This window comes from Helicobacter trogontum (assembly GCF_000765905.2).
Classification (GTDB): domain Bacteria; phylum Campylobacterota; class Campylobacteria; order Campylobacterales; family Helicobacteraceae; genus Helicobacter_A; species Helicobacter_A trogontum.
Window position 1 is genome coordinate 161,499 of the sequence record NZ_JRPL02000001.1, and the last position, 22,949, is coordinate 184,447.

The 22,949-nt window shown below is 31.8% G+C and carries 20 protein-coding genes and 2 tRNA genes; 6 read left to right on the forward strand and 16 right to left on the reverse strand.

Annotated elements, in window-relative coordinates; genetic code table 11:
- Positions 1 to 10 precede the first annotated feature (10 nt).
- Positions 11 to 1,069: a YihY/virulence factor BrkB family protein gene (locus LS81_RS00840; protein ID WP_034347461.1), complete on the forward strand. Its 1,059-nt coding sequence runs from the start codon at positions 11 to 13 to the stop codon at positions 1,067 to 1,069.
- A gap of 142 nt (positions 1,070 to 1,211) precedes the next feature.
- Here the strand turns inward: LS81_RS00840 and LS81_RS00845 are convergent, their stop codons facing one another.
- The 7 genes from LS81_RS00845 to eno all read right to left on the reverse strand — a co-directional run bounded on the left by LS81_RS00845 (position 1,212) and on the right by eno (position 7,599).
- Positions 1,212 to 2,105 (reverse strand): outer membrane beta-barrel protein, encoded by an 894-nt coding sequence (locus tag LS81_RS00845; RefSeq protein WP_081955986.1) that lies wholly within the window; start codon positions 2,103 to 2,105, stop codon positions 1,212 to 1,214.
- 35 nt (positions 2,106 to 2,140) lie between these two features.
- A complete protein-coding gene (locus LS81_RS00850; protein ID WP_237022182.1) occupies positions 2,141 to 3,118 on the reverse strand; it encodes an outer membrane beta-barrel protein in 978 nt (325 codons plus the stop codon).
- A gap of 28 nt (positions 3,119 to 3,146) precedes the next feature.
- Positions 3,147 to 4,016 carry a hypothetical protein gene (locus LS81_RS00855; RefSeq protein ID WP_237022183.1) on the reverse strand — a complete coding sequence of 290 codons (870 nt, stop codon included), beginning with the start codon at positions 4,014 to 4,016 and terminating at the stop codon, positions 3,147 to 3,149.
- Positions 4,017 to 4,050: 34 nt separating this feature from the next.
- Positions 4,051 to 4,839: a hypothetical protein gene (locus LS81_RS00860; protein ID WP_034347465.1), complete on the reverse strand. Its 789-nt coding sequence runs from the start codon at positions 4,837 to 4,839 to the stop codon at positions 4,051 to 4,053.
- 545 nt (positions 4,840 to 5,384) lie between these two features.
- The gene (rpmH, locus tag LS81_RS00865) at positions 5,385 to 5,522 is read right to left on the reverse strand and encodes a 50S ribosomal protein L34 (protein WP_004086213.1); all 138 of its coding nucleotides are present in this window, start codon (positions 5,520 to 5,522) and stop codon (positions 5,385 to 5,387) included.
- 421 nt (positions 5,523 to 5,943) lie between these two features.
- The gene (locus LS81_RS12400) at positions 5,944 to 6,033 is read right to left on the reverse strand and encodes an Imm70 family immunity protein (protein WP_324761635.1); all 90 of its coding nucleotides are present in this window, start codon (positions 6,031 to 6,033) and stop codon (positions 5,944 to 5,946) included.
- A 291-nt stretch (positions 6,034 to 6,324) separates the two neighbouring features.
- The gene (gene eno / locus LS81_RS00875) at positions 6,325 to 7,599 is read right to left on the reverse strand and encodes a phosphopyruvate hydratase (RefSeq protein WP_034347476.1); all 1,275 of its coding nucleotides are present in this window, start codon (positions 7,597 to 7,599) and stop codon (positions 6,325 to 6,327) included.
- Positions 7,600 to 7,952: 353 nt separating this feature from the next.
- On the opposite strand from eno, the gene LS81_RS00880 reads away from it, so the two are divergent.
- The gene (locus tag LS81_RS00880; protein ID WP_052089051.1) at positions 7,953 to 8,762 is read left to right on the forward strand and encodes a metal ABC transporter ATP-binding protein; all 810 of its coding nucleotides are present in this window, start codon (positions 7,953 to 7,955) and stop codon (positions 8,760 to 8,762) included.
- Positions 8,749 to 10,095 (forward strand): FAD-dependent oxidoreductase, encoded by a 1,347-nt coding sequence (locus tag LS81_RS00885; RefSeq protein WP_034347478.1) that lies wholly within the window; start codon positions 8,749 to 8,751, stop codon positions 10,093 to 10,095. Before LS81_RS00880 ends, LS81_RS00885 begins: the two co-directional genes overlap by 14 nt.
- A 666-nt stretch (positions 10,096 to 10,761) precedes the next feature.
- On the opposite strand, the gene LS81_RS00890 is transcribed toward LS81_RS00885, so the two are convergent.
- The 9 genes from LS81_RS00890 to LS81_RS00930 all read right to left on the reverse strand — a co-directional run bounded on the left by LS81_RS00890 (position 10,762) and on the right by LS81_RS00930 (position 20,619).
- Complete coding sequence (locus LS81_RS00890) at positions 10,762 to 11,643, reverse strand: homoserine O-succinyltransferase (RefSeq protein WP_034347479.1); 882 nt, start codon at positions 11,641 to 11,643, stop codon at positions 10,762 to 10,764.
- Between the two features lie 33 nt (positions 11,644 to 11,676).
- Positions 11,677 to 12,966, reverse strand: a complete 1,290-nt coding sequence (locus LS81_RS00895) for an O-acetylhomoserine aminocarboxypropyltransferase/cysteine synthase family protein (protein WP_034347481.1) — start codon at positions 12,964 to 12,966, stop codon at positions 11,677 to 11,679.
- 487 nt (positions 12,967 to 13,453) lie between these two features.
- Positions 13,454 to 14,380: an acetyl-CoA carboxylase carboxyl transferase subunit alpha gene (accA, locus tag LS81_RS00900; protein WP_034347487.1), complete on the reverse strand. Its 927-nt coding sequence runs from the start codon at positions 14,378 to 14,380 to the stop codon at positions 13,454 to 13,456.
- A gap of 1 nt (position 14,381) precedes the next feature.
- A complete protein-coding gene (locus LS81_RS00905) occupies positions 14,382 to 15,635 on the reverse strand; it encodes a beta-ketoacyl-ACP synthase II (RefSeq protein WP_034347488.1) in 1,254 nt (417 codons plus the stop codon).
- Between the two features lie 44 nt (positions 15,636 to 15,679).
- Positions 15,680 to 15,919, reverse strand: coding sequence for an acyl carrier protein (gene acpP, locus LS81_RS00910; RefSeq protein ID WP_034316858.1), 240 nt, complete (start codon positions 15,917 to 15,919; stop codon positions 15,680 to 15,682).
- Between the two features lie 225 nt (positions 15,920 to 16,144).
- A complete protein-coding gene (locus LS81_RS00915; RefSeq protein WP_034347490.1) occupies positions 16,145 to 17,452 on the reverse strand; it encodes a 3-deoxy-D-manno-octulosonic acid transferase in 1,308 nt (435 codons plus the stop codon).
- The gene (locus LS81_RS00920) at positions 17,452 to 18,174 is read right to left on the reverse strand and encodes a zinc ribbon domain-containing protein (RefSeq protein ID WP_034316864.1); all 723 of its coding nucleotides are present in this window, start codon (positions 18,172 to 18,174) and stop codon (positions 17,452 to 17,454) included. The genes LS81_RS00915 and LS81_RS00920 overlap by 1 nt, the downstream gene beginning before the upstream one ends.
- A gap of 9 nt (positions 18,175 to 18,183) precedes the next feature.
- Positions 18,184 to 18,927, reverse strand: coding sequence for a Nif3-like dinuclear metal center hexameric protein (locus tag LS81_RS00925; RefSeq protein ID WP_034347491.1), 744 nt, complete (start codon positions 18,925 to 18,927; stop codon positions 18,184 to 18,186).
- 624 nt (positions 18,928 to 19,551) lie between these two features.
- Entirely contained in the window at positions 19,552 to 20,619 is a 1,068-nt protein-coding gene (locus LS81_RS00930; RefSeq protein ID WP_034347493.1) for a bifunctional 3,4-dihydroxy-2-butanone 4-phosphate synthase/GTP cyclohydrolase II, read from the reverse strand.
- A gap of 105 nt (positions 20,620 to 20,724) precedes the next feature.
- Between LS81_RS00930 and LS81_RS00935 the strand changes: the two genes are divergently transcribed.
- The 3 genes from LS81_RS00935 to LS81_RS00945 all read left to right on the forward strand — a co-directional run bounded on the left by LS81_RS00935 (position 20,725) and on the right by LS81_RS00945 (position 22,907).
- A tRNA-Gln gene (locus tag LS81_RS00935) sits at positions 20,725 to 20,799 on the forward strand.
- 90 nt (positions 20,800 to 20,889) lie between these two features.
- Positions 20,890 to 20,966, forward strand: a tRNA-Met gene (locus LS81_RS00940).
- Positions 20,967 to 21,221: 255 nt separating this feature from the next.
- Positions 21,222 to 22,907, forward strand: a complete 1,686-nt coding sequence (locus LS81_RS00945) for an N-6 DNA methylase (protein WP_034347495.1) — start codon at positions 21,222 to 21,224, stop codon at positions 22,905 to 22,907.
- Positions 22,908 to 22,949 lie beyond the last annotated feature (42 nt).

A 22,949-nucleotide genomic window follows, 5' to 3' on the forward strand; every position in this document is an offset into this window, starting at 1 on the left:
GGGTTTGTAAGTGCGAGATTCAAAGCTTCATGCAGCTACGATAAGACATATAGATTCTAAAACTACTCCTGCTAATATAATAGAAGAAGGCTTATTGCACGATGAACACATTTCCCAAACACATAATGCTAGTAATGCAATATTACACACCGAAGAAATACAACAAACTACTTCAGCACATGAAATACAAAATAGATTACCTTCAGATACGACAAAATATAGCAATTATTTTCGAAGGTTGCAACACTTTTATAAGAATATGATTCAATATCGCTATCTTATTAGCAAAAAAATCTCATATTGTTGGCATACTATAACAGATAATGATAGAATCTTTCATTACGCCTCTTCTCTAAGTTTTTATAGTATTTTTTCTATCATTCCTGCTTTTTTAATGTTTTTTTCCCTTTTTTCCCTCTTTCCAAGTTTTCAAGATCAGTTACAAATTCTAAAGCAATCAATTCTTGATAATATTTTGCCTGATAACTCTTATGAGTTTGCAAAAATATTAGATAATTTTTTATCAAATGGCAAAGAGATGGGTTTTATAGGGTTTTTGATCTCCCTTGTGAGCTCTTTTATCTTTTTTAGAAATTTTGATGATGTTGCTGCACGAATATTTGAAGCAAAAAAACGTAGCTACTTTGACTCTTTTATTATATATTGGCTTTTAATTACACTTATACCAATGTTTTTTGCTACTTCTATTTATTTCAACGCCGTAATTGTGAATCTTTACTCTGATGCTGTCATTACAAAATTTTATTCTTTTATACCTATGTTTGCCACTTGGGTAATATTTGCTATACTTTTTCGTATAGCAGCTAATAAACCACTACGATTTTTAATATTAGTGTTGGCAAGTTTGCTTGGTGCAATTGCGTGGTATGAGTTAAAAATCATGTTTTTTTATTATATGAGTTATAATAAGTTTTATAGCAACATTTATGGTTCAGTTTCAATTATTATGTTTGCATTCTTATGGATCTATGTATCATGGCTTGTTATACTTTTCTCCATGCAATTTTGCAAATGGCTTGATACAAAATATCCGTGTAATGAAAACTAGATTTTGAAATAATTTAGTTGTAATAACTATAAAATATAAAGAGATGAATTTATTTTGTGTTTCTAATAAATATATATTAGAATCTTTACTTTAATAATTTTACTTTTTATATTTATTAAATATGTAAAAATACATCTAGATTCTAAAACTTTATCAATATGCGATAATTTGCTAAAAATACTGCACTACGCCAAAAATTTGCAGGTATTTTCTCGAGTATATCCGCACTTTCTGCAAAACCAGGCAATGAAAGATAAGAAAAAGGTATGCCTAGTCCCAACTCCACCCTATGAATATTATTAAAGGTGAGACTCATGCCTAGATTAAAGGAATAATCTACTTGCAAATTGTAGTTCCAAATATATTTTGCAGGATAATAATTACCTTTTTGTGGATGTGAGGCATAAGGGCGATAATACATAACCCCGACATTTAATCCCATAAAACCACCAATATAATTTTTAAATGTATTGTCAAATGGAAATTCAAATAATATATCAGCACTCATAAAGGCTAACATATAAAAGCTTTCTAGATTCCCAGGACCACCATAAGGGTTACTTACAGGCGAACTAGCACCATTGCGTATATCATAGGTGTAAACATCATTGAAAAATGAAGTAAAAAGCCCACCATAAAGCCTTGTGCCCACATAATGATTAAAAAACTTTTGATAACCACCACTACCGCCATATACAAGTGGTGTCGAACGAGTTATTACAAGATTATCGTTAATATAACCACTTGTATAGATATCTAAGACACCCATACTTATACCAGCAAATAAGCCACTCTTTTTTAGTGCGTCATTATAACTTTGTGTTAGAGCATTAAATCTTTGTGCACTTGTTTTATTATCTATATAATTTCCATAAGGCACACTTATTTGAAAGTCATTGCCAATTTGTTCTTTTAAACTCATGACTTCATAGCGTAAAGATTGTAGATAACGTAATTTGTCCTCATAGCTTTTGATGGGTTGTTGTATTTCTTCAAAATTCTTTTTATTGGAATCTAATCCATGAAGATATGACATAAGATTTATAAGTAATAGAATATAAAATAGTTTTTTCAAAATACCCATGAGTAACTCACTATATAACTAGGTTCAAAAATATTTGTTATGCCATTTGAAAGTGTTGTTAATGGGGATATAAGAATATGCTCAATCTCTATTCTATGATGTTTTGCATATGTCCAGCTAGCACCTATATTTAGATTTAAACCCATACTATGTGCGTTTGTTAGATAGTTGTAAGTCTCTATGCTTTGATATTTTTTTGAAAAAAAATAACTACCGACGCCAAAGCCTGCAAAAAAGCCAAAATAATGCTGTTTAAAAAATACAGGAATATCATGTAAGACAACAAATCTAAGCCCATAATAGTTATATAATACAAGCTCATTATTATGAAAATGATTACCATAAATATTGAAGAGTTCTGCTTTTAAACCTAAATGATTATATAAATAACGTAAATAACCAAGCTTTACAATACCTCCAGCACTAGCTTTACTAGCTTCTATTCCAAAAGTTTGTTCATCATGCATAAAACCTAACATAACACCAATACCTATATAATATCCACTAGCTTGAGTATTTATAAGCCAATTTCGCTTTTTTTTCTCTTTTTCTATAAGTTGAGATCTTAGCATATATGCTTCTTTTTCAAGCTCATGAATCCTAAAATCAATAAAATGCTCATCTTGCGTAGTATCCATGTTTTTTAACTGCGAATAATCATAGGTTGTGATTATTGGCACTATGGGTTTCATCGCCTCATCAAAGAGAGAATCTTTAGGACTATTTCGTCGATTGAGGTAATTATGCGTTTGTGTGTATGGTAATGAAAAATAGGGTAATGGCAGTGAAGAATCAAGGATATTAGATGTATCTTGTAAAAGAATATTTGGGATAAAGTTATCCACTTTCTTTTTTACTTTTTTTTCCGTTATTTTTTGTTTTTGTGTATCTTTTTTGGGCTTTGTTTTGTTGGCTTCTTTAGCATGTATAGATGTGGTAAATATTACAGCAATAAACAAAAACATGATTCTTTTTATAGTATGTATATATTTTTTAAAATACATATACCCATCCTAAACTTAGATTCATAGGTTTTGCAAAATCACTTGAAAATATATTGCTCGGGTTTTGCACCACATCATTAAGCTTTCTAGTGATATAACTTCCATAATGATAAATAAAGGTTTTAAAACCTAATTCAAGCTTATGTTTCTCATGAAATGAAATATAAGTTAGCAATGTAATATTTGAGGCAAATCCATTAAGTTTATCCCAATATTTATCATTATAAGTCATATAACCTATTCCAAAACCCGCACCAATTCCAAATTTCATATCATTAGAGATGGGGAATTCATACATAACTTCAGCATTAATATTTGTTGCATTAAAAGTACTAGCTATAAAGTCTGCATAAGGATCATTTTTTAGAGATGATAAAATATTACTCGCAATAAGTGTATCAATGTAAATTTTAAGCCCTATTTGTTTACTTGCAATACCAAGAAAGTTTTGGAATCCAACCTTTAGATTTATAGTTGGTAAAACATTAACGTTATCGGCTACTGCAGCAAATGTAGCACCAAGTTGCACCCCAAGAAATAATTGTGTTTTGTATTCACTGTTTTCTAATTTATGCTTGGCTTGTTCTCTTTGCACCTTGTTTTGTGCGTCATTAATCCCGATTTGTAGATCTTCAACAGAATAGTTTTGTGGTTCTAGAGTATAGATTCTTTCTCTTTCATATACTTCTCTCATAGAATCTTTTACATGTTGCATTCTCTCTATAGAATGCCTAATTTTTATAGTATGTTTGTCTTCTATCACATCAAATATATCTGTGCTATCTTTATCTAGTTGCATAGAATCTTTTTTATGTTTATCTTGTTTTACTTTACTTTCTTTTGCATCATTTGCATACATAAGATTAAATGATATTATAAGACATAATAAGATTCTAGAAAACATAATCATATCCAATCATCATGGTATATCCCAGAAAACCACGTTCTATCCCTTGAGTGCTTCCAAAGTAGATTCCAGCTCTATGGTGATAACGCGGATAACGCACACTTATACCCAAATTTAGTCTATATGCTACCTCATATTTATCTCCATAAGGTGATACAATAAGCCCTGTAATTTTGCTTGAACCAAGCCCAACACCAAGATTTATATTAGCAATAAATCCACGAAGCTCTAAGAAATCCCATAGCATATCTGCATTAATGCCAGTAAAAAACAATCCATTGTGTCCAAAACTTACACAAAAATCAATATAAACTTGATATCCAAAGCGGTTTATAGGTAGAATTTTTCCTGTATATTTTTGATATCCTGCGCGAAGTCCAAATAAACTAAAGTTAAACGCTGTTTGCTTTATTGCTTGTGTGCCCACCATACCCATATCAACAAATAAAGGTAATGCAACATTAAAATTAAACCCATAGGTCGCACCTATAAAGAAAGCATTCTTTTTCTCTGCACTATCAACGTTATGAATAATTTGTATGATATCTTTATCATAAAATTTATTGCGGGATTGGATATAAGGATAATATTTAGAATCTAGATTAGGATAATCTATATTATATGGATTTGCTTTATTAATCTGGGATGTCTTAGTGTTATTAATATTTTCTTCATTAGCATAGAGGCAGAGAGGTATGAGAAAATATAGACAAATATATCGTATATAAGAATGCAGATGAATAACATAGGTATGTTTTATAATATTTTGTTTCATAGCACAATCCTAGACTTTTTGTGCAAATTTACAAGTAAATGTTTTTCTATCATATAATTGCTGCATAAAACAGAAAAACACACATATAAGAGTCTTAATGTTTTTTTGTCGTAATTTATTTTGACAATAAGCCATTTGAGAGTATATGTAGTATAATAAAACCAAATCGATAAAGTAGTATAAATTTGCATAAAGTTCCCCACAACTCTCACAACAAATCAGAGCACCAATTCTAGTAAAATATGTGATAGTAAGAAAAATCTGCATACGCAAAATATGCCCCAAACTATTCACACAACATACAGATCTCCTTTATTTCTAAAAAAGCTCGTAAAAACCAAACCAAATGTATTATGAATAATTATATCACTTTAAATTTAAATAATGTAGGGTGATATGAGACATGTCATAAAATACGCAACATAGTATCAAAACATTTGGGTCTAATAACGTACTTAAAGCCTAAAAAATAAGTAAAACTCCCCATATTATGCCTATATATAGGCTAAAAGTATGTAATCACTTTATATGATTAAAAGATTACGTTATGCAACACTTAATCTTTTTCTACCTTTAGCACGTCTTGCATTAATCACTCTTCTCCCATTTTTTGTTTTCATTCTTGTGCGAAAACCATGAGTTCTTTTTCTTGGTGTATTGTGTGGTTGATATGTTCGTTTCATTGTGTGCTACCTTTTCTTGAAATAAGTTTAATAAACAAAGCCTGCAATCATAGCATACTTTTGTTATTTTTGCAAGATTGCATCTTTTTTAGAATCTATTCTTAATTAGCAATCTTTTATTTGAATTTCCAATAAAACATTATAAAAATTTCATTAAGTCTTTATGGAATGTGGGGATTTATTTAGACTTTTTGTTTTATGATAGTAGTTAATAGGATATATCTTCTATTTTGATTCTTAAAATTAAATGGATTCCTGAAGAGTAATTGAATTTTAAAAAAGTCTTAATATGTTGTGTTTCATTTTTTTTATTACAGCATGAGATTACTCTAGATATTTGTAATTGCAAGACTAGCCTTTTTGTCTCTAGCTATTTGTAAAACTCTTTTAAAGAGTTGTATAAAATCATTAGCATCACTTGTTATAAAATAATTTGATAGGTCTGTAAATCATTACTGATACTATCACCCCAAGGTGGCACAAGAGATAAATCTTTAATATCCCAAATTATTTGCTTTGGAGTAAGATTTTTAAACTCTTTTTATATAGTCTCTAATTCATTTAACGCTAAAGAAGCTTTTGAAAAATCTAATTGACCTTGATATATTCCATTCATTATTATGGAAATCTACTTCCCCAATTTCCTTTTTCAAGATGATAAGCTACATTGCTAAAAATGCGTATAGAATCACTACTGCCTATTTTATATCACAGATCATTAGCATTGAAGTTTACCACTACTTGCCCTCAGATCAGACTTAAGATAATAAAACTACCTTTTATTTAATCGTCGACCAAGGATTTATTGTGCAAATAGTTGTTTTGCATCATAGCTTAAAAACTTATGTCCATGACGCAACTCCAAAAGTCGATTATATTTTGCATTTCTCTCACCTCTTGCAGGTGCTCCTGTTTTTATTTCGCCTGCATTAACCGCGATACTTAAATCTGCTATAAAGGAATCTTCGCTTTCACCACTTCTATGGCTAATAATAGTTTTATACCCACTCTTTTGTGCTAACCTTATAGCTTCCATTGTTTGTGTGATTGTGCCTATTTGATTTGGTTTAATAAGAATTGCATTTGCAATATTTTTATTAATGCCCTCTTGTAGTATCATGGTATTTGTTACAAATAAGTCATCACCTACAAGTTGGATTTTTTTGCCAAGTCTTTCTGTTAAATATTCCCAACCATTCCAATCATCTTCACTTAAACCATCTTCTATGGACACAATAGGATATTTCTTTACTAATTCTTCGTAATAAGCAACTAAGCCCTTAGAATCTAATTTTTTATTTTCGCCTTTTAAATGATAAATTCCATCTTCATAAAACTCACTACTTGCAATATCAAGTGCTATACTTATATCTTCCCCTGCTTTATATCCTGCTTGTTCAATCGCTTGAATTATATAATTAATAGGTTCTTCATTATTTCTTAAATTTGGTGCAAAACCACCTTCATCACCCACACCTGTGCTTAAGCCTTTGTCATTTAAAATCTTTTTTAATGTGTGATATACTTCAACACTCGCACGTAATGCTCTTTTAAAACAATCAAATCCAAGAGGCATAATCATATATTCTTGAAAATCTACATTATTATCAGCATGGCTACCACCATTAATAATATTTAACATAGGAGCGGGTAGTGTTGTTGCATTAATACCGCCAAGGTATCTAAAAAGCGGGATTTTTTGTGAATTTGCACTTGCACGTGCTATCGCCATGGAAACGCCAAGTGTAGCATTTGCACCAAGACTGGAGTAATTGTGCGTATTATCAATACTCTTTAGCATATAATCAATACTTGTTTGCCTGTATGCTTCCATGCCCACAATATCTCTTGCTATTTTTTCTGTTATATTTGCACATGCTTGTAATACACCCTTACCCAAGAAACGCATATTATCTTTATCTCTAAGTTCTAAGGCTTCTTTTTTCCCCGTGCTTGCACCACTTGGCACAATCGCACTGCCTACACTACCATCACTCAAAACCGCCTTAACGCAAATTGTTGGATTACCACGACTATCTAATACTTCAAATGCATCAAGTTCTTTAATAATTGCCATTTATATCCTTTAATTACATAAAACTTTGTGTTGCTTATTTTAACATATTGAATGCGTTTTTTATACTTTTAATCAAGATTCTGTAATTTTGCATATACGATAAAGTTGCTTATTTAGAGTTGTATTATAATTACATTTGATATAAACATTAACTTGCAATTCTATGGAATTTCATTACTAGATGTTTAAAGATTTATAGATTAATAATTAATATGTATTATGTAATTGTAGTAATCTTTATAAGATTAATAACTTATTTTGAATATCACCTGTCTTAAATATGTGTGAATAATAATGAAGTCTTATAATTAATGGGATTCTAAGAAATATAAAATTTTAATAAAAGGGAAAATATGAAACAAATAAACATACAAAAAGATAAGAATGATTCTTATATGTCAGGAAATTTACCCATCATTATAGGCAAAGATGTTTCTTTTAGTTACAATGGAGAAAAAATTTTTGAATCTGTAAATTTTGAGATTCTACATAAAGAATTCTTAGGAATCATAGGTCCAAATGGTGGTGGAAAAACAACTTTTATAAAAATTTTACTTGGACTTTTACCAGATTTTACAGGAGAAATTAGCTATCCAAATAGAGAACTTTTTGCAAGTAAAAAAGAGATTGGTTATGTGCCACAAAATACGCAAATCAATATAGATTTTCCTATAATGGTGATAGAAATAGTAGAAATGGGTATATTAGAAACAAGAGTATTTGGATATAGAGTAAATAAGAAACTAAGAATGCAAGCCTTTGAGATTTTAAGTAAGTTGGGAATTGAGAATCTTGCATATAAAAAAATCAGTGATTTAAGTGGCGGACAAAGACAACGAGTGTTTATTGCACGTGCATTAATTGGCAATCCAAAGCTTCTAATTTTAGATGAACCAACATCAAATATAGATACCCAAACACAGGTTGAGATATATAAAATATTAAAAACAATTAACGAATTTCATACTATAATTACGATCAGTCACGATATACCCATAACTTTAGAATATGCAACAAGAATTTTGCACATTAATAGAGCAATTCATAGCCATGAAACACCGCATATTACGTTGAATAAAGATGGGCATATCTGTGAGATTGATATTTTTCAAGATTTTGCAAAGAATTATAATGAAGGAGGCTTAAGTAATGAACGAGTTTGATGTCGTCATTATTGGCGGTGGAGTGAGTGGTTGCTGCACTTTTTACACATTAACAGAATACAGCGATATAAAGAAAGTTGCAATTATAGAAAAAGAAACAAAATTAGCACAGATAAGCTCAAGCCATAAGGCAAATTCACAAACGATACATGATGGTTCCATAGAAACAAATTATAGTCCTGAAAAAGCTAAAAAAGTAAAGTTATCTGCACAAAAAGTTCGTAACTTTTGTTTGAAAGAGAATCTGCAAAATAAAGTTATTTATAGTATGCAAAAAATGGCAATTGGTGTGGGTGATCATGAATGTGAAGTTATGACAAAGAGACATGAAGAGTTTCAACATATTTTCCCTGGACTTAAGTTCTATACAAAAGAAGCGATTAAAAGCATGGAACCAAAGGTTATAGAAGGGAAAGATGGTGGGGATCGACCTGAAAATGTTGTGGGTTCTGGTTTTGATTCTGACTGGTGTGCAGTAAATTATGAAGCTTTAAGTGAATATTTTATACAGAAAGCAAAGGAAAAAAATCCACAAAATGAAGTATTTTTGGGCTTTCGCGTAAATAAGATTGAGCCAAAAAATGCAGGATATGCTGTTATTGGTGCAGATGGTAGAGAAATTTATGCAAAATTTGTGCTCGTTGATGCTGGTTCATATTCATTACCATTGGCCCAAAGAGCCGGTTATGGTTTAGATCTTGGTTGTTTACCTGTTGGTGGGGAGTTTTATTTTGCACCAAACCTTTTAAAAGGAAAAGTATATGGTGTGCAAAATCCTAAACTTCCATTTGCTGCTTTGCACGGTGATCCTGATGTATTTGTAGAAGGTAAGACAAGACTCGGACCAACTGCACTTGCTACATTACGACTTGAAAATAGTAGACATTTTTTTGATGTGCTTAGTCCAGAACTATTGAAACTTGATTTACATTTAGATGTGATGAAAGTTACTTATGATTTATTGAGTGATTCTGAGATTAGAAATTATATTTTGTGTAATATTTTCTTCCATTTGCCTTTCTTTGGTAAGAGATTGTTTATAAAAGATGCGCAAAAGATTATTCCGTCTTTGAAGCTTGAAGATATTACATTTGCAAAAGGATATGGCGAAGTGCGACCACAAGTGGTTGATAGGACAGCTAAGAAACTTGAGCTTGGTGAGAAAAAAATACGTACAGGAAAAGGTATGACATTTAATATGACACCATCACCAGGTGCAACTTCCTGTCTACAAAATGCTATGGTTGATTCTGAAGAGATTGTTTCATTTTTGAATGCGAAATTTGATAAAGAGAGATTTTTAAAAGAGCTATCGCCTGAAGAATTGCAATAATATTTATTCTCTTTCCTTTTCTAGTTTCATAATGAAAAGGATTTAGCACATGCAGGAGAGTTCAAGAATCTGGCATGATTGGCTCTTTTGGGGTTTTTAAACTTAAATATTAACAAAGTTCTAAGTCTTAGTAAGAGTGTGCTAAAATAAAAGATTTAAGCTAATGGCTAACATATTTATTTCATATATTTTTACTGAGTAAATTCTTTTTCAAAGTTGCTTTCGTATTTCATTTTTCAATAAAACTGAGATTTAATATAATAATCTTATTCATACAATAAAATTAAATTTTTTAAAAAATATATTTTGAGAGACAATTTATTTTGCTAAAAGTTTTAATGTAAAGTTTGTAAGCAAATGTTTGTGATTTCTTATCCATATTTTGTTATTAACTCTTATAAGATTATTCTGCAAAATAGCAATCTAAGTCTTTATGTAATTAAAAATATTGCGATTAGAATCTTAGCTTATATTACGTTGAACTTTGATTGGCTTGTTTAGAAATTCATGATGATATTCTGAATTATAAAACAATATAATGTATAGATTTTATTTATCTTTTGAACTTAGGAGCAAACAGATATGTTATATACTATAGAATTTATCTCTTATATTGTATATCGCATATAATATTATATGTGATACTTGGATGTAATTAAATACTTTTTATAATACAAACGGTGTATCTTGATATACAGAAAAATTTAGCCAATTTGAAAATAGCACACTCGCACTTGATCTCCATGATAAGATTGGCTCTTCATTTTCTCCGAAATAATCAAGAGGTTTGGCTATATCTAAGCCCTTCTTTTTATCCCTTTCATATTCTAAAAGCAGTGTATCTTTACCATATTCTGGATGAGCTAGAATATAAAAGTCTTTTTCATCTTTTAATGCAGTAATGCCACAAAGTTCACTTTCTAACAGAACTTTTAATCTAGATTCTCTAACTGCGTTTTCATCAATACCAGCATTCCTTGAATGAGGTATTTTTACGATGGAATCTAGTCCATTTAAAAGCAGATCTTGTTCTACAATTTTATGGGAAAATATACCAAACACTTTCTCTTTTAACATAACCTTATTAATTTTGTGAAAATGATATAGTCCTGCCATTGCACCCCAACATAAATATATTGTGCTTGTGCAATGAGTCTTTAAATATCCCATAATATCCTTCATCTCATTCCAATATGCTACATCCTCAAATTTCAAATGTTCAATAGGCGCACCTGTAACAATTGCCCCATCAAATCGTCGTCCCGAAATGTCATTAAAATTGACATAAAATTTATCCAAATGACTTTTTGGCGTATTTGTCCCTATATAACTTGCTGTGGATAAAAGTGTGATTTTAACTTGTAAAGGTGAATTTGCAAGTAAACTTAAAATCTGATTCTCTGTCTCGATTTTTGTAGGCATAAGATTTATAAGTAGTACCTCAAGCGTCCTAATATCTTGGTGTTTTGCCCTCTTTGCCCCCATTATAAAGGCATTTTGACTAAGTAATGAATACGCAGGAATATCTTCTGGGATGACAATAGGCATACATACTCCTTTAAACTCTATATTATGCGAATTTTATTTCTCTATAGCTTGTTTTAAATCATCAATTAAATCTTTACTTGATTCTAGTCCGATACTTAAGCGAACTGTGCAAGGGGTAATACCCCCACTTTGTAGCTCTTCTTTACTAAGCTGTGAATGCGTAGTGGAAGCTGGATGAATAATTAGAGACTTAGAATCCCCAATATTTACTACCATAGCAAAAATCTCTGTACTATTACAAATTTTTTGTGCTGCTTCATAGCTTTGTGCTTCAAAGCTAATAAGTCCTGAACTTTGAGAATCTACGTAATATTGCTTTAAAAGATTATGGTAAGGACTACTTTCTAACCCTGGATATGCTACACTTTTTATTAAACTATGAGATTCTAAAAACTTCGCTACTTCCAAAGCATTTTGACTATGTTTTTTAATGCGGAGCTCCAATGTTTCTAATCCTTGCAATAAAATCCATGCTGATTGCGGAGAAAGTGTCGCACCAATATTTCTAAGCCATTCTGTAATAAGACGAATGCTAAAACAAGGTAGTTCTAAGGAAGAATAAACTAGTCCATGATAACTTGCATCAGGTGTATTAAATGCAGGATAACGAGGATTATCCTTAATTAACTCATTTAATCCCGCTCGTTCAATTATTACACCACCTAAAGCACTCCCTTGACCATTAACATATTTGCTCAAGCTATGCACAGAAATATCCACACCAAAATCGAAAGGTTTGTGTAAAAAAGCGGTTGCTACAGTGTTATCACAAATGCTTATAATCTTATGCTTTTTAGCAATGGCAGTAATCGCAAGTGTATCCGCAATTGAAATGACTGGATTAGAAATGCTCTCAAAGAAAATTGCTTTTGTCTTAGAATCTATAACAGATTCTAAGGAGGCAATATTATCAATATCAAATACTCTTGCTTGTATGCCAAAGCGTTTTAGCGTGTGAGTAAAAAGCGTTTGTGTGCCACCATAGATTTTATTTGCAAAAACAATATTGTCTCCACTCTCTGCACAATTTGCAATAGCATAAAAAATTGCTGCACTTCCACTTGAAGTTGGTACACCAAATATTCCACCCTCAACCGCTGCAAGACGTGAGCCTAGCACATCTGTTGTTGGGTTTGTAAGACGTGTGTAAATGTTACCTAACTCTTTTAACCCAAACCTTGCTGCAGCTTGTTCGAGACTTTCAAAGCTGTAGGCTGTGTTTTGATAGATTGGTACGCTCATTGTACGTTGTGTATCATATGTATATCCTGCATGTAGAGCGAGTGTTTCCTGTGTGTAGTTATTATGAGACAAATTTGCCATTTTATTTCCTTTCTTTTGTGTATATTTTTAATTGCGAATTCAAGTTTATTCTGTTTAATAACTCCAAAGAGGTTACTTAAGAAATTATTCAAACAGACTTCTTTAGTATCGCCTTGAGCTTCTAAGATTCTATGCTTAAAATTCAAGTTATTTTTAAAACACCTATATTATTTAAACTTATTTAACTATAAGTAAAAGTAATATAGAATTTTTTAAAAAAAATACTCTAAACTTTAAAATATAGAATATTATTTTAGAACTTATACCCTAAATTAAGCAGTATAATAACATAAAAAACATGATTACAATATGTAATATATAAAAAAATGCAAAAAAATATATGAAATGTTACTTTTAAGGCATAAAATAAAAATAAGTAGCTCATGCTGTTGTTAAGTGAAAAAAGTTAAGTATGTAAAAATAATAGGCTAAAATAAAGCCCTAATGAGTATAAATGTGTGGTATATGTATATTATGAAGTGATAAATTATTGAAAAGAACCATAACGCATAAGTCTATCATAGCGTTTTGCAAGGTAATTTGGAGTGTTTCTTATTTGTTCTAATGATTCAAGAAAGTAAGCTTTAATCTTTTCTGCAGCTGCCATTTTATCTCTGTGTGCACCACTTAAAGGCTCTTGAATAATGTCATCAATGAGGTTAGCTTTTTTGAGTTCTTGGGGTGTTATCTTCATTGCTTTTGTTGCTGCTTCAATCTTTGTTGGGTCATTCCATAAAATTGCAGCACAACCTTCAGGAGAGATAACACTAAAGATAGAATATTCCATCATAGCTAATTTGTCTGCTACACCAATTGCTAGGGCTCCACCGCTACCTCCTTCACCAATAACAATAGAGATGGTTGGCACTTGTAACATGGCAAAATCTTGTAAATTCCTTGCGATAGCTTCACTTTGCCCTCTCTCTTCAGCGCCTAGTCCTGGATAAGCTCCAGCAGTATCAACAAGCATAAGTATGGGAATATTAAACTTTTCTGCCATTTTTGCAATTCTAAGTGCTTTTCGGTAGCCTTCAGGATGTGGCATACCAAAATTTCTTGCAATTTTATTTTTCGTACCACGCCCTTTTTCTTCACCGATGACAATAACACGTTCATCTTCAATCTTTCCTAAAAAACATACTATTGCCTTGTCATCACGAAAGTGGCGATCACCAAAAATCTCATAAGAATCTTTCATGATGAGTTCAATGTAGTCGAGAGCATAAGGTCGATCAGGATGTCTTGCTAATTGCAATTTTTGGTAGTCATTTAAATTTGCATAGATTTTCTTCATTTCATCTTGCAAATCTTTTTGTAGAATTGACACTGCAGCATTATCATTTCGCAATGTTGCAGACTCTATATCCTCTTGCAAAAACTTTAAACGCTGTTCAAAATCTAAGTATGTAGCCATATCATTGACACTTTTTGAAAATTACGACACCATTTGTACCACCAAAGCCAAACGAGTTGCTCATAACACTTTGAAGTGTTGCAGGACGTGCAACATTTGGAACATAATCAAGGTCGCAAAGTTCATCTTTCTCTTCTTGATTAATAGTTGGTGGTATTACACCTTTCTCCATAGCCATAAGCGATATAACTGCTTCAATAGCACCAGCCGCACCTAAACAATGCCCAATCTGTCCTTTTGTCGAACTAACTGGAGGAACATCATTATCAAAGACTCGCTTTAAGGCTTGGGTCTCATGCACATCATTATAGTATGTACTTGTACCATGTGCGTTTACATAATCAGGCTTAATGTTTGCCATTTGTAAGGCTTGCTTCATGGCTCTGTAAGCACCTTCACCTTCTGGTGCAGGTGTCGTAATATGATTAGCATCGCCACTTTCACCAAAGCCACACAACTCACCATAAATGTATGCACCACGAGATTTCGCACTCTCGTAATCCTCAAGCACTAACGCACCCGCACCTTCTCCCATGACAAAACCATCACGATTTTTATCAAAAGGTCTTGATGCTTTGCTAGGCGTATCGTTACATACACTCAAAGCTTTCATAGCTGCAAAACCACCAATGCCTATTTCGCAAATAGATGATTCTGCTCCTACAACGAGCATTCTATCAGCACAATTAAGCATAATCGTTTTAGCAGCCTCGATGATACCATGCGTACCTGCGGCACATGCAGTAACGCTTGATAGATTTGGGCCTTTAATCTTATGAGCAATGGACACAAATCCACCAAGCATATTGACAAGTGCAGATGGAATAAAGAAAGGACTAATACGTTTTACACCCTTTGTATACCATGTAACAGCATTATTCTGAATGTTTTCTAAGCCACCTATACCAGAAGCAGAACTAATACCAAAACGATCAGAAAGATCTGGCAAAATTTCTAAACTTGCATTTGCAAACGATTGCTTACTTCGTCCAACACTATCTTGTAAAGCCTCTCTAGCAGATAATAAACCAAGCTGTATAAATCTATGTGCCTTTTTTACCTCTCTAGCGTCAAGAACAGATTCTGGATCAAAGCCAACAACTTCACCTGCAATTTGCACAGGGAAATCTGTAATATCAAAAGACTCTATCTTTCTAATACCACAATTTCCCTTTACAATGTTATCAAATGCAACATCCTTGTTTAGTCCTAAAGCATTCACCATGCCAATGCCTGTTACTACAACCCTTCGCAATATGGCTCCTTAAACGGAAATCAGTTAAAGTTTAAACAACCGACTTACTGATTTGCAATAATGTAATCTACAACATTTTGAACAGTTTTAATCTTTTCTGCTTCTTCGTCTGGAATTTTAATATCGAACTTCTCTTCCAGTGCCATGATAAATTCAACGACATCAAGACTATCTGCATTCAAATCTTTTGTAAAATCAGATTCTGGCTTAATTTCATCTAACGCAACTTTAAGCTCACTTGCTACTAATTCTTTCACTTGATTATAAACTTCAATAGAATCCATACCCAAACTCCTAATTTCAAATATTTATTTCTTAAGTCATATTATAGTCACAACTTATTGCTTAAGAAAAAGAAAAATTATACACGATAAGTGTTAATAATAGTTATAAACTTAGATGCCAGAGTAAAAAATATTATGTTATTTTTACAATACTTTTAAATATAATCCAATTAATTAGTGGTTTTTATGCAATTATATACTTGATATAGTTTCGCATGAATTGCACTATTCTAAAATGCTTTTAATCATGTTGCTACATAAGTCTTTATTTACAGATGCAATCATTAGTTGTTTATAGTGATAGAGTAGCTGTTCTAGTGAGTCACTGCTATTCACTAAATAATAGTTTTGAATATATGTAAATAATGCTTTTTGATTAAAGATCTCTGTGCCGCTGATTAATACATTATGAAAAGTGGCTGGTTCAAGCGGATTGTGTCCCCCAACTTTTGCGAATGCTCCACCAAGTATAACAATATCGCTAATTGCATAAAAATCAATAAGCGACCCTATAGTATCAACAAGTAAAATGTCTGCACAAATTGCATCTAAATTAAGCAAGGAATTATTTTGCAATTCGCTTAAACAAATCGTCTTTCCATATCGTTTGCAAAGCTGCAATACGGAGTAAAATCGCTCAGGGTGTCGTGGTGCGACAATCAAAAAACTTTTTTTAGAATCTTTATAGATTGATTCATTTTGTTGTAGACATAAATCCTTGCAAACATTATATATATGTGTGTTACATTTGTTATTTTTTAGATCATCATTGCTTGTGTGCATATGAGATTCTGTGTTATTTTGCCATGCTATTTTGACTTTCTTCCATGCATTAAGCACGAACTCTTCTTCATTGGCATGCGTACTTGCTGCAACAATAATTAAAGATTGTGGTTTCTTGTAAGATATTTTTGGCTTTATAGGATTTAATAATTTTAGATTTCCTATTGTTTTTACATTGTTTGCTCCTAAAAGTTTTAGCCTTTCTGTGTCTTCGTTACTTTGGGATAATACAGAATCAACAAATGAAAAGAAGTGTTTATAAAACCATTTAAGTTTTTGATAGCGTTTTGCACTACGCGATGAGATTCTTGCATTAATTAATTTTGTGGTTGCGCCTTTGCGTTTTGCGTGTATAAATAGCATGAGCCATAATTCTGCTTCAAATACAAAAAGTTTTTTACATGTTGGTGCAAATAATGGGATAAAGGTTTCAAAAGGCAAATAATCAATACTGAGATTTTCATATTTTGCATAAAGTGTTTGTGCTTGTTTATAACCCGTCTGTGTGATAACGCTAAGAAATATATGCTGTGTTTGAGGGATAGAATCTATGAGTGTTTGCAGAGATTGCACCTCACCTACAGAACATGCATGTAACCATATATCATAGTATTCTTTTGAGCGATTCTTTGGGATTAAAAAGCGAAATGGAATACTTCTTTTATATTTTTCTTTCAGTGATAAAACGCAAAGCAGGGGCAGTGCAAGAATATGCATAAAACATAAAAGAATATAATATAATAAATTCATTATGCCTTGTCTTCAATTAAGGCAGAATCATAAAGAATACGACCACAATGAGGGCAATGCACAATCTCATCACCTCTTCTAATATCTGCAATATTCTTATCACTTAATTTTATAAAACAACCACCACACGCCTCTTTATATATGGAGGTAACGCTTGTGTTCCCTGCCCATTTTCGAATTTTCTCATACAATCTTAGCACAGTTGTTTCCATATCTAATGCGGCTTTTGTTCGCTTAGCACTCACTTCATCTTGCTGTTTTTTGATTTCTTGCACAGCCTCATTGCAACTAGCTTCCATATTGCTAATTTCTTCATCAAGTTTTGCTACATTGGAATCAAGTGTAGCAATTTTGTCTTTTGCTGCTTGTATGCTTTTTTCAAGTGCTTCAATTTCATTGTTAAAGCTTATACTTTTTTCTCGTAATATACCCTCTTCCATATCGAGGTTTTTCATCTCCTTTTCACTTTTGCTCTCTTGGATTTTACTGCGAATGCGTTCAATATCTGCAGTAATCACAGCAAATTCATCATTATTTTTTACAAGAGATTCTTCATTTCTTGCAATAAGTGCTTCTAGTTCTTGTTTTTCTTTGAGAGCTTTTGTTTTTTCAAGGATTTTTTCATTCATTGGTGCTTTTTTTTGCTCGATCAGTGGATCATATTTTGATACTTCTAAGTCAAAGCGATTTACCTCAATGAGTTTTTCAAGATTTTTATTCATGCAATGCTCCTAAATATAGCAAAATGGATTGTGTGAATTTGTAATTATAGCTTGAATATGGTGTTTTTGTAAAGCTTTTACCAGCAAATCGCTGAAAATACATTCGCTTTCAAAATGCGCTACATCAATAAAACTTATACCATTACTTGCAGCAATCATAGCATCATGATATTTAATATCACCTGTGATAATGCAATCTCCTTTTTTTGCAATTTGATATGCATGAGCATTACTGCCGCATGTAATATAGAGATTATTTATCATATTATCCTTATGCGTATAACGTAAGACATTTAACTTCAATATATCTTTTATATGTGTGGCAAGAGAGTGTGTGCTTATCGGTGTATTTGTGCTATAAATAAGGCTAAAATCTTTTTCACCATTCGGGGTGAAATTTAGAGATTCTAAGCCTAAACTTGTTGCAAATGCTTGATTGAGATGCGTTTTATCAAAATTTGTATGCATAGCTATGACACTGATTTTTTTTTGTAAACATATTTCGATGAGATTTGCAGGATAAATGTCAGTTTGCATTGTTTTTAATGGTTGGAATATTAAGGGATGATGTACAATGAGTAAGCTTTCGTTTTCTATAGTAGCAGCTACTTGCATATCAAGCTCTAATGCGACATATACTCGTTTGTAATCTGCGTGCATATTGCCAATATTTAGCCCACTATTATCCCATTGTGCTTGTAATACAAAAGGACTTATTGAATCTAATATTTGATAAATTTCTAAAACTTTCATCTTATCTTCCTATTTTACTTGACTTTTTATTATTAATTAGGTTATGAAATATAAATTGGATTCTATAGTTTGTTTGCAAACAAATATATTAATATGTGTATGAGATTTAAGAAATAAAAGTGTATGATTCTTATGTATAATTAGATTTATTAAAATAAATATAAAAATAATGTATTTTCCAGCTTTATGATCATAGTGGTTAAAACTATAACCAATACTGCACCAAAGAAGTTAAAGCTTTTATTTAAAGATGTTTCACCATTTAGACAATATCTCATGCATATACAAAGCAGTATTTATACAAAGAACAAAGGAGCACACACATTTAATACGAACTTTGACGTCATGAAGCTCACATAAACATTCATAATATAACTTTATCCTTGTTCTCGAGTCATATCACCTATATATAACACATCATAACTAAAAGATATGACATAAAAAAGTAATTGGATTATTGCTTATATATTTGAAGATAAAATGATTTCTAAAGGGCCAATTCTCATATGGAAAAATATGAAATACAGCCTAATTTCAGAACATCATATCCATGTGTGAATTTGACGTCTCATGAGACTTTTAGTTGAAGAAGTTTCTTAATCAACTAAAACCTTAATACTTTGCTTACACCTCAATACTTTTTTGCAGATGTAGATCAAAACCACTGAGTGCATTATAACTTTTGTTTGTATTGTTCACACAATGGGAACTAAGAAGTACAAAGTCCTTTACATTAAGCTTCTTTAGAATCTGTGCGCCAATACCAAAGTCTTTTATGTCGCCACAATTTTTTGCGATATTCTCATCTATAATGTTTCTTTCTGCACTATCAAGACAGATGAGGTAACCACCTTCTTGCGATAACAACTCTATGCTTCTTTGCAGAGCTTGCCATTCGTTAGGATTTTCTAGAAGTGCAATATCACTACTTGTGTTATGGAAACGAATCAATGGGGTTTGAGAATTAGATTTAAAACTAAAGGCAATATGTTCTTTTTCTAAGTGATCCAAAAAGACAATCTTCTCACACTCTTTTGCCATAAATATAGCGTTCTTACGCGAAATTTCACGCACAAGATTCTCAAACTTTAGGCGATATTGGATAATATCAGAAACATAAAGTATCTTTAAGTTATGCATTTTTGCAAAATCAAGTAAGAATTTATCCCCACGTCCTGCCATTGTGCCATCTTTTTTCATAATCTCACAAATTACACTAATAGGTGCAAGTCCAGAAAGTTTGCAAATATCCACACTTGCCTCTGTATGTCCAGTGCGAATGAGTGTACCACCATCTTTTGCAATGAGTGGGAAAATATGTCCTGGACGCACAAAGTCGCTAGGTTTTGTATTATTATCACACATAAGACGGATTGTCAAATCTCGTTCATATGCAGAGATTCCTGTTTTTGCTTCTTTAGCATCAATGGATATTGTAAAGGCGGTTTCATGATTACTATCATTTCGTTGCACCATTGGAGGGAGATCTAACTTGTGGGCTAACTCTTGTGTGATAGATACACAAATTAATCCTCTTGCTTCTTGTGCCATGAAGTTGATTTTTTCAGGTGTTGAGAAAATCCCAGCCATCACCAAATCACCTTCATTTTCCCGATCTTCATCATCCATTATAATAATCATTTCACCTTTTTTAATTGCTTCTATAGCGTCTTTCATACGTTGTTGATACATTGAATTAAGTGCTCCATAATAATTTTTTAAAAATTATATCAATTTTATTTGACTTTTTAGCAAAACTATGTTAGAATTCCAACTCATTCGAAATTAGACTAGCATTGGGGTATCGCCAAGCGGTAAGGCACCTGGTTTTGGTCCAGGCATTCCGAGGTTCGAATCCTTGTACCCCAGCCAAATATACAAATACTACATAGTTTATTTATTTCTGAATAGATTATTTGTTTTACCATGAATTATTTTAGAATTTTCTTCTATATTCAGTGACGCGGGGTAGAGCAGCCAGGTAGCTCGTTGGGCTCATAACCCAAAGGTCGGGGGTTCAAATCCCTCCTCCGCAACCATTTTTGTAAGCTTAACTCATATTTATATCTCAGTATTTTCTTAGGTTAATTGTTTTTACATTCAGTAAAGATAAACAATAAAAATCTGACTATGTTTCCAATCTAATAGCAGTTCTTGCTTTGAATATTTATCTACAAATTTTAGCTATAATAACACAACCCTTATTATTCGCCCATTAATTTAAAACTTAGAGTAAAAAAATATTAAAATTATATAATCTAATAAAACTAAACTTATATGGCTAAAGGTGTAATGTGAAAAAATTGCTTGATTGTTTTGATTACCTCAAACGTTATCATTCTGATTTGCTTGATGTTGTAAGCATCATGCTTGAGCTTTTTATATTCAAGAAGGAAAATGCAAAAATGTTGGATGACATGATTGCAAAATCCAGCAAAAGAAAGACAATTAAAGAAGATTTTCATATAATATTACAAAAGCTTATTAGTGCAGATCTATACGTACCTATAAGTAGTAATGCAAACATTGCAAAAATTTTGAAAACATTACAAATAAGCAGTATTGAATTGCATGATATTGAACAATTCTTGCATATTATCTCACAGAAGCGTACAACAAATAAACTCTATTATTATTCTACACCACGCGAAGTAAATGATTTGTTAGCACTGCTGCTAGATTTACAAGATAATGATGAGGTGTATAATCCATGTTATGGTATTGGTAGTATTTTTTTATCATTAGGGAATCTAAATCCAGACATTCATTTATATGGAGAAGAGCTTGATGAAAGGCTTTCAAATATTGCAAAACTTATCGCAAGATTTACGCAAATAAGCAACTATAAGCTTTATGTCAATGATATTTTAAAGCAGCCTGTTTTTAAAGCAGGAAGCATATTGCGACAATTTAATAAGGTTATTTGCAATCCACCACTTTATGCACACATGGGTGTTGAGCAACTCAAAGGCGATGAACGATTTAGTAAAATCGGCATACTTGCAAAAAATTATCCAGAACTTGTGTTTTTAACACATGCACTAGCACATCTGAAACAAAGAGGCGTTTTTATCGTTCGTAATCAAACTCTACAAAAAAGCTTTTTAGAAGAAAAACTTCGAGATAAGCTTGTAAAAGAGCGCATGATAGAAGCAGTTATAGAGTTGCCTAAAAATATTTTTCCACATCAAGCTTGTGATTTTTCCGTGCTTGTTATTTCTCATAACAATAAAGAAATTTTACACATTAATGCTAATAATCCGCATTTTTATGTTAAGGATGGCAAATATAATCGATTGAAGAATATTGATGAAATTGCTATGTTATTTAGACAAAAAAAGGAGAGTGAATTTTCTAAAATCACAAATATAAAAGATGTAAAGACGCATGACTTAAGGGCAAGTTATTATCTTGCCTCTAAGACGATAAATACACATGAATCACGTTTAATTGATATGGAAGCGACAATTTTTCGTGGTCAAAGAGTGCATGGAAGCAATAAAGATTCAGAGATTACATATTATGATGTAGGGATTGCTGACTTTGCAGTTTGCGGCTTTAGTACGCAATTTACTCACAAGAAGATGAGTGGAGATAAACAAAAGATACAAAAGTATCGATTAAAGCCTTACGATATTTTGCTCTCACTTCGCAGTATTGTTCCAAAGGTTACTATACTTGGAGAATCTATAAAAGATTGTGTTGCTGTGGCAAATGCAGGCATTTTGATTCTAAGATTAGCCGATAAAGATAAGGCTGTTGGGCTTTATTGCTATTTCTTTTCAAATGAGGGCTTTACGCATTTAAAAAGAATTTATGAGCAAAGCGGGGAGGGTATGGTATATATTGATGAACTACTTGCTAGTGCCATACCGCCACAATATCTTTTAGAGGGTAAGAAAAGGATGCAGGAGATAGAGGACTTAAAACATGAGTTTGAATCTCTTGAGATGAAGCTACAATACTTAAAGCAAACATGATGAGAGAAAGAGTATTGAATGCAATTGTTTAATTTTGCGTTA

Excerpts from the sequence above, each read along its gene's own strand:
- LS81_RS00845 (WP_081955986.1), bottom strand. The coding sequence starts at position 2,105 with ATGTCATATCTTCATGGATTAGATTCCAATAAAAAGAATTTTGAAGAA.
- LS81_RS00850 (WP_237022182.1), bottom strand. The coding sequence starts at position 3,118 with ATGTTTTTGTTTATTGCTGTAATATTTACCACATCTATACATGCTAAA.
- LS81_RS00855 (WP_237022183.1), bottom strand. The coding sequence starts at position 4,016 with ATGTATGCAAATGATGCAAAAGAAAGTAAAGTAAAACAAGATAAACAT.
- LS81_RS00860 (WP_034347465.1), bottom strand. The coding sequence starts at position 4,839 with ATGAAACAAAATATTATAAAACATACCTATGTTATTCATCTGCATTCT.
- rpmH (WP_004086213.1), bottom strand. The coding sequence starts at position 5,522 with ATGAAACGAACATATCAACCACACAATACACCAAGAAAAAGAACTCAT.
- eno (WP_034347476.1), bottom strand. The coding sequence starts at position 7,599 with ATGGCAATTATTAAAGAACTTGATGCATTTGAAGTATTAGATAGTCGT.
- LS81_RS00880 (WP_052089051.1), top strand. The coding sequence starts at position 7,953 with ATGAAACAAATAAACATACAAAAAGATAAGAATGATTCTTATATGTCA.
- LS81_RS00885 (WP_034347478.1), top strand. The coding sequence starts at position 8,749 with ATGAACGAGTTTGATGTCGTCATTATTGGCGGTGGAGTGAGTGGTTGC.
- LS81_RS00890 (WP_034347479.1), bottom strand. The coding sequence starts at position 11,643 with ATGCCTATTGTCATCCCAGAAGATATTCCTGCGTATTCATTACTTAGT.
- LS81_RS00895 (WP_034347481.1), bottom strand. The coding sequence starts at position 12,966 with ATGGCAAATTTGTCTCATAATAACTACACACAGGAAACACTCGCTCTA.
- accA (WP_034347487.1), bottom strand. The coding sequence starts at position 14,380 with ATGGCTACATACTTAGATTTTGAACAGCGTTTAAAGTTTTTGCAAGAG.
- acpP (WP_034316858.1), bottom strand. The coding sequence starts at position 15,919 with ATGGATTCTATTGAAGTTTATAATCAAGTGAAAGAATTAGTAGCAAGT.
- LS81_RS00915 (WP_034347490.1), bottom strand. The coding sequence starts at position 17,452 with ATGAATTTATTATATTATATTCTTTTATGTTTTATGCATATTCTTGCA.
- LS81_RS00920 (WP_034316864.1), bottom strand. The coding sequence starts at position 18,174 with ATGAATAAAAATCTTGAAAAACTCATTGAGGTAAATCGCTTTGACTTA.
- LS81_RS00925 (WP_034347491.1), bottom strand. The coding sequence starts at position 18,927 with ATGAAAGTTTTAGAAATTTATCAAATATTAGATTCAATAAGTCCTTTT.
- LS81_RS00930 (WP_034347493.1), bottom strand. The coding sequence starts at position 20,619 with ATGTATCAACAACGTATGAAAGACGCTATAGAAGCAATTAAAAAAGGT.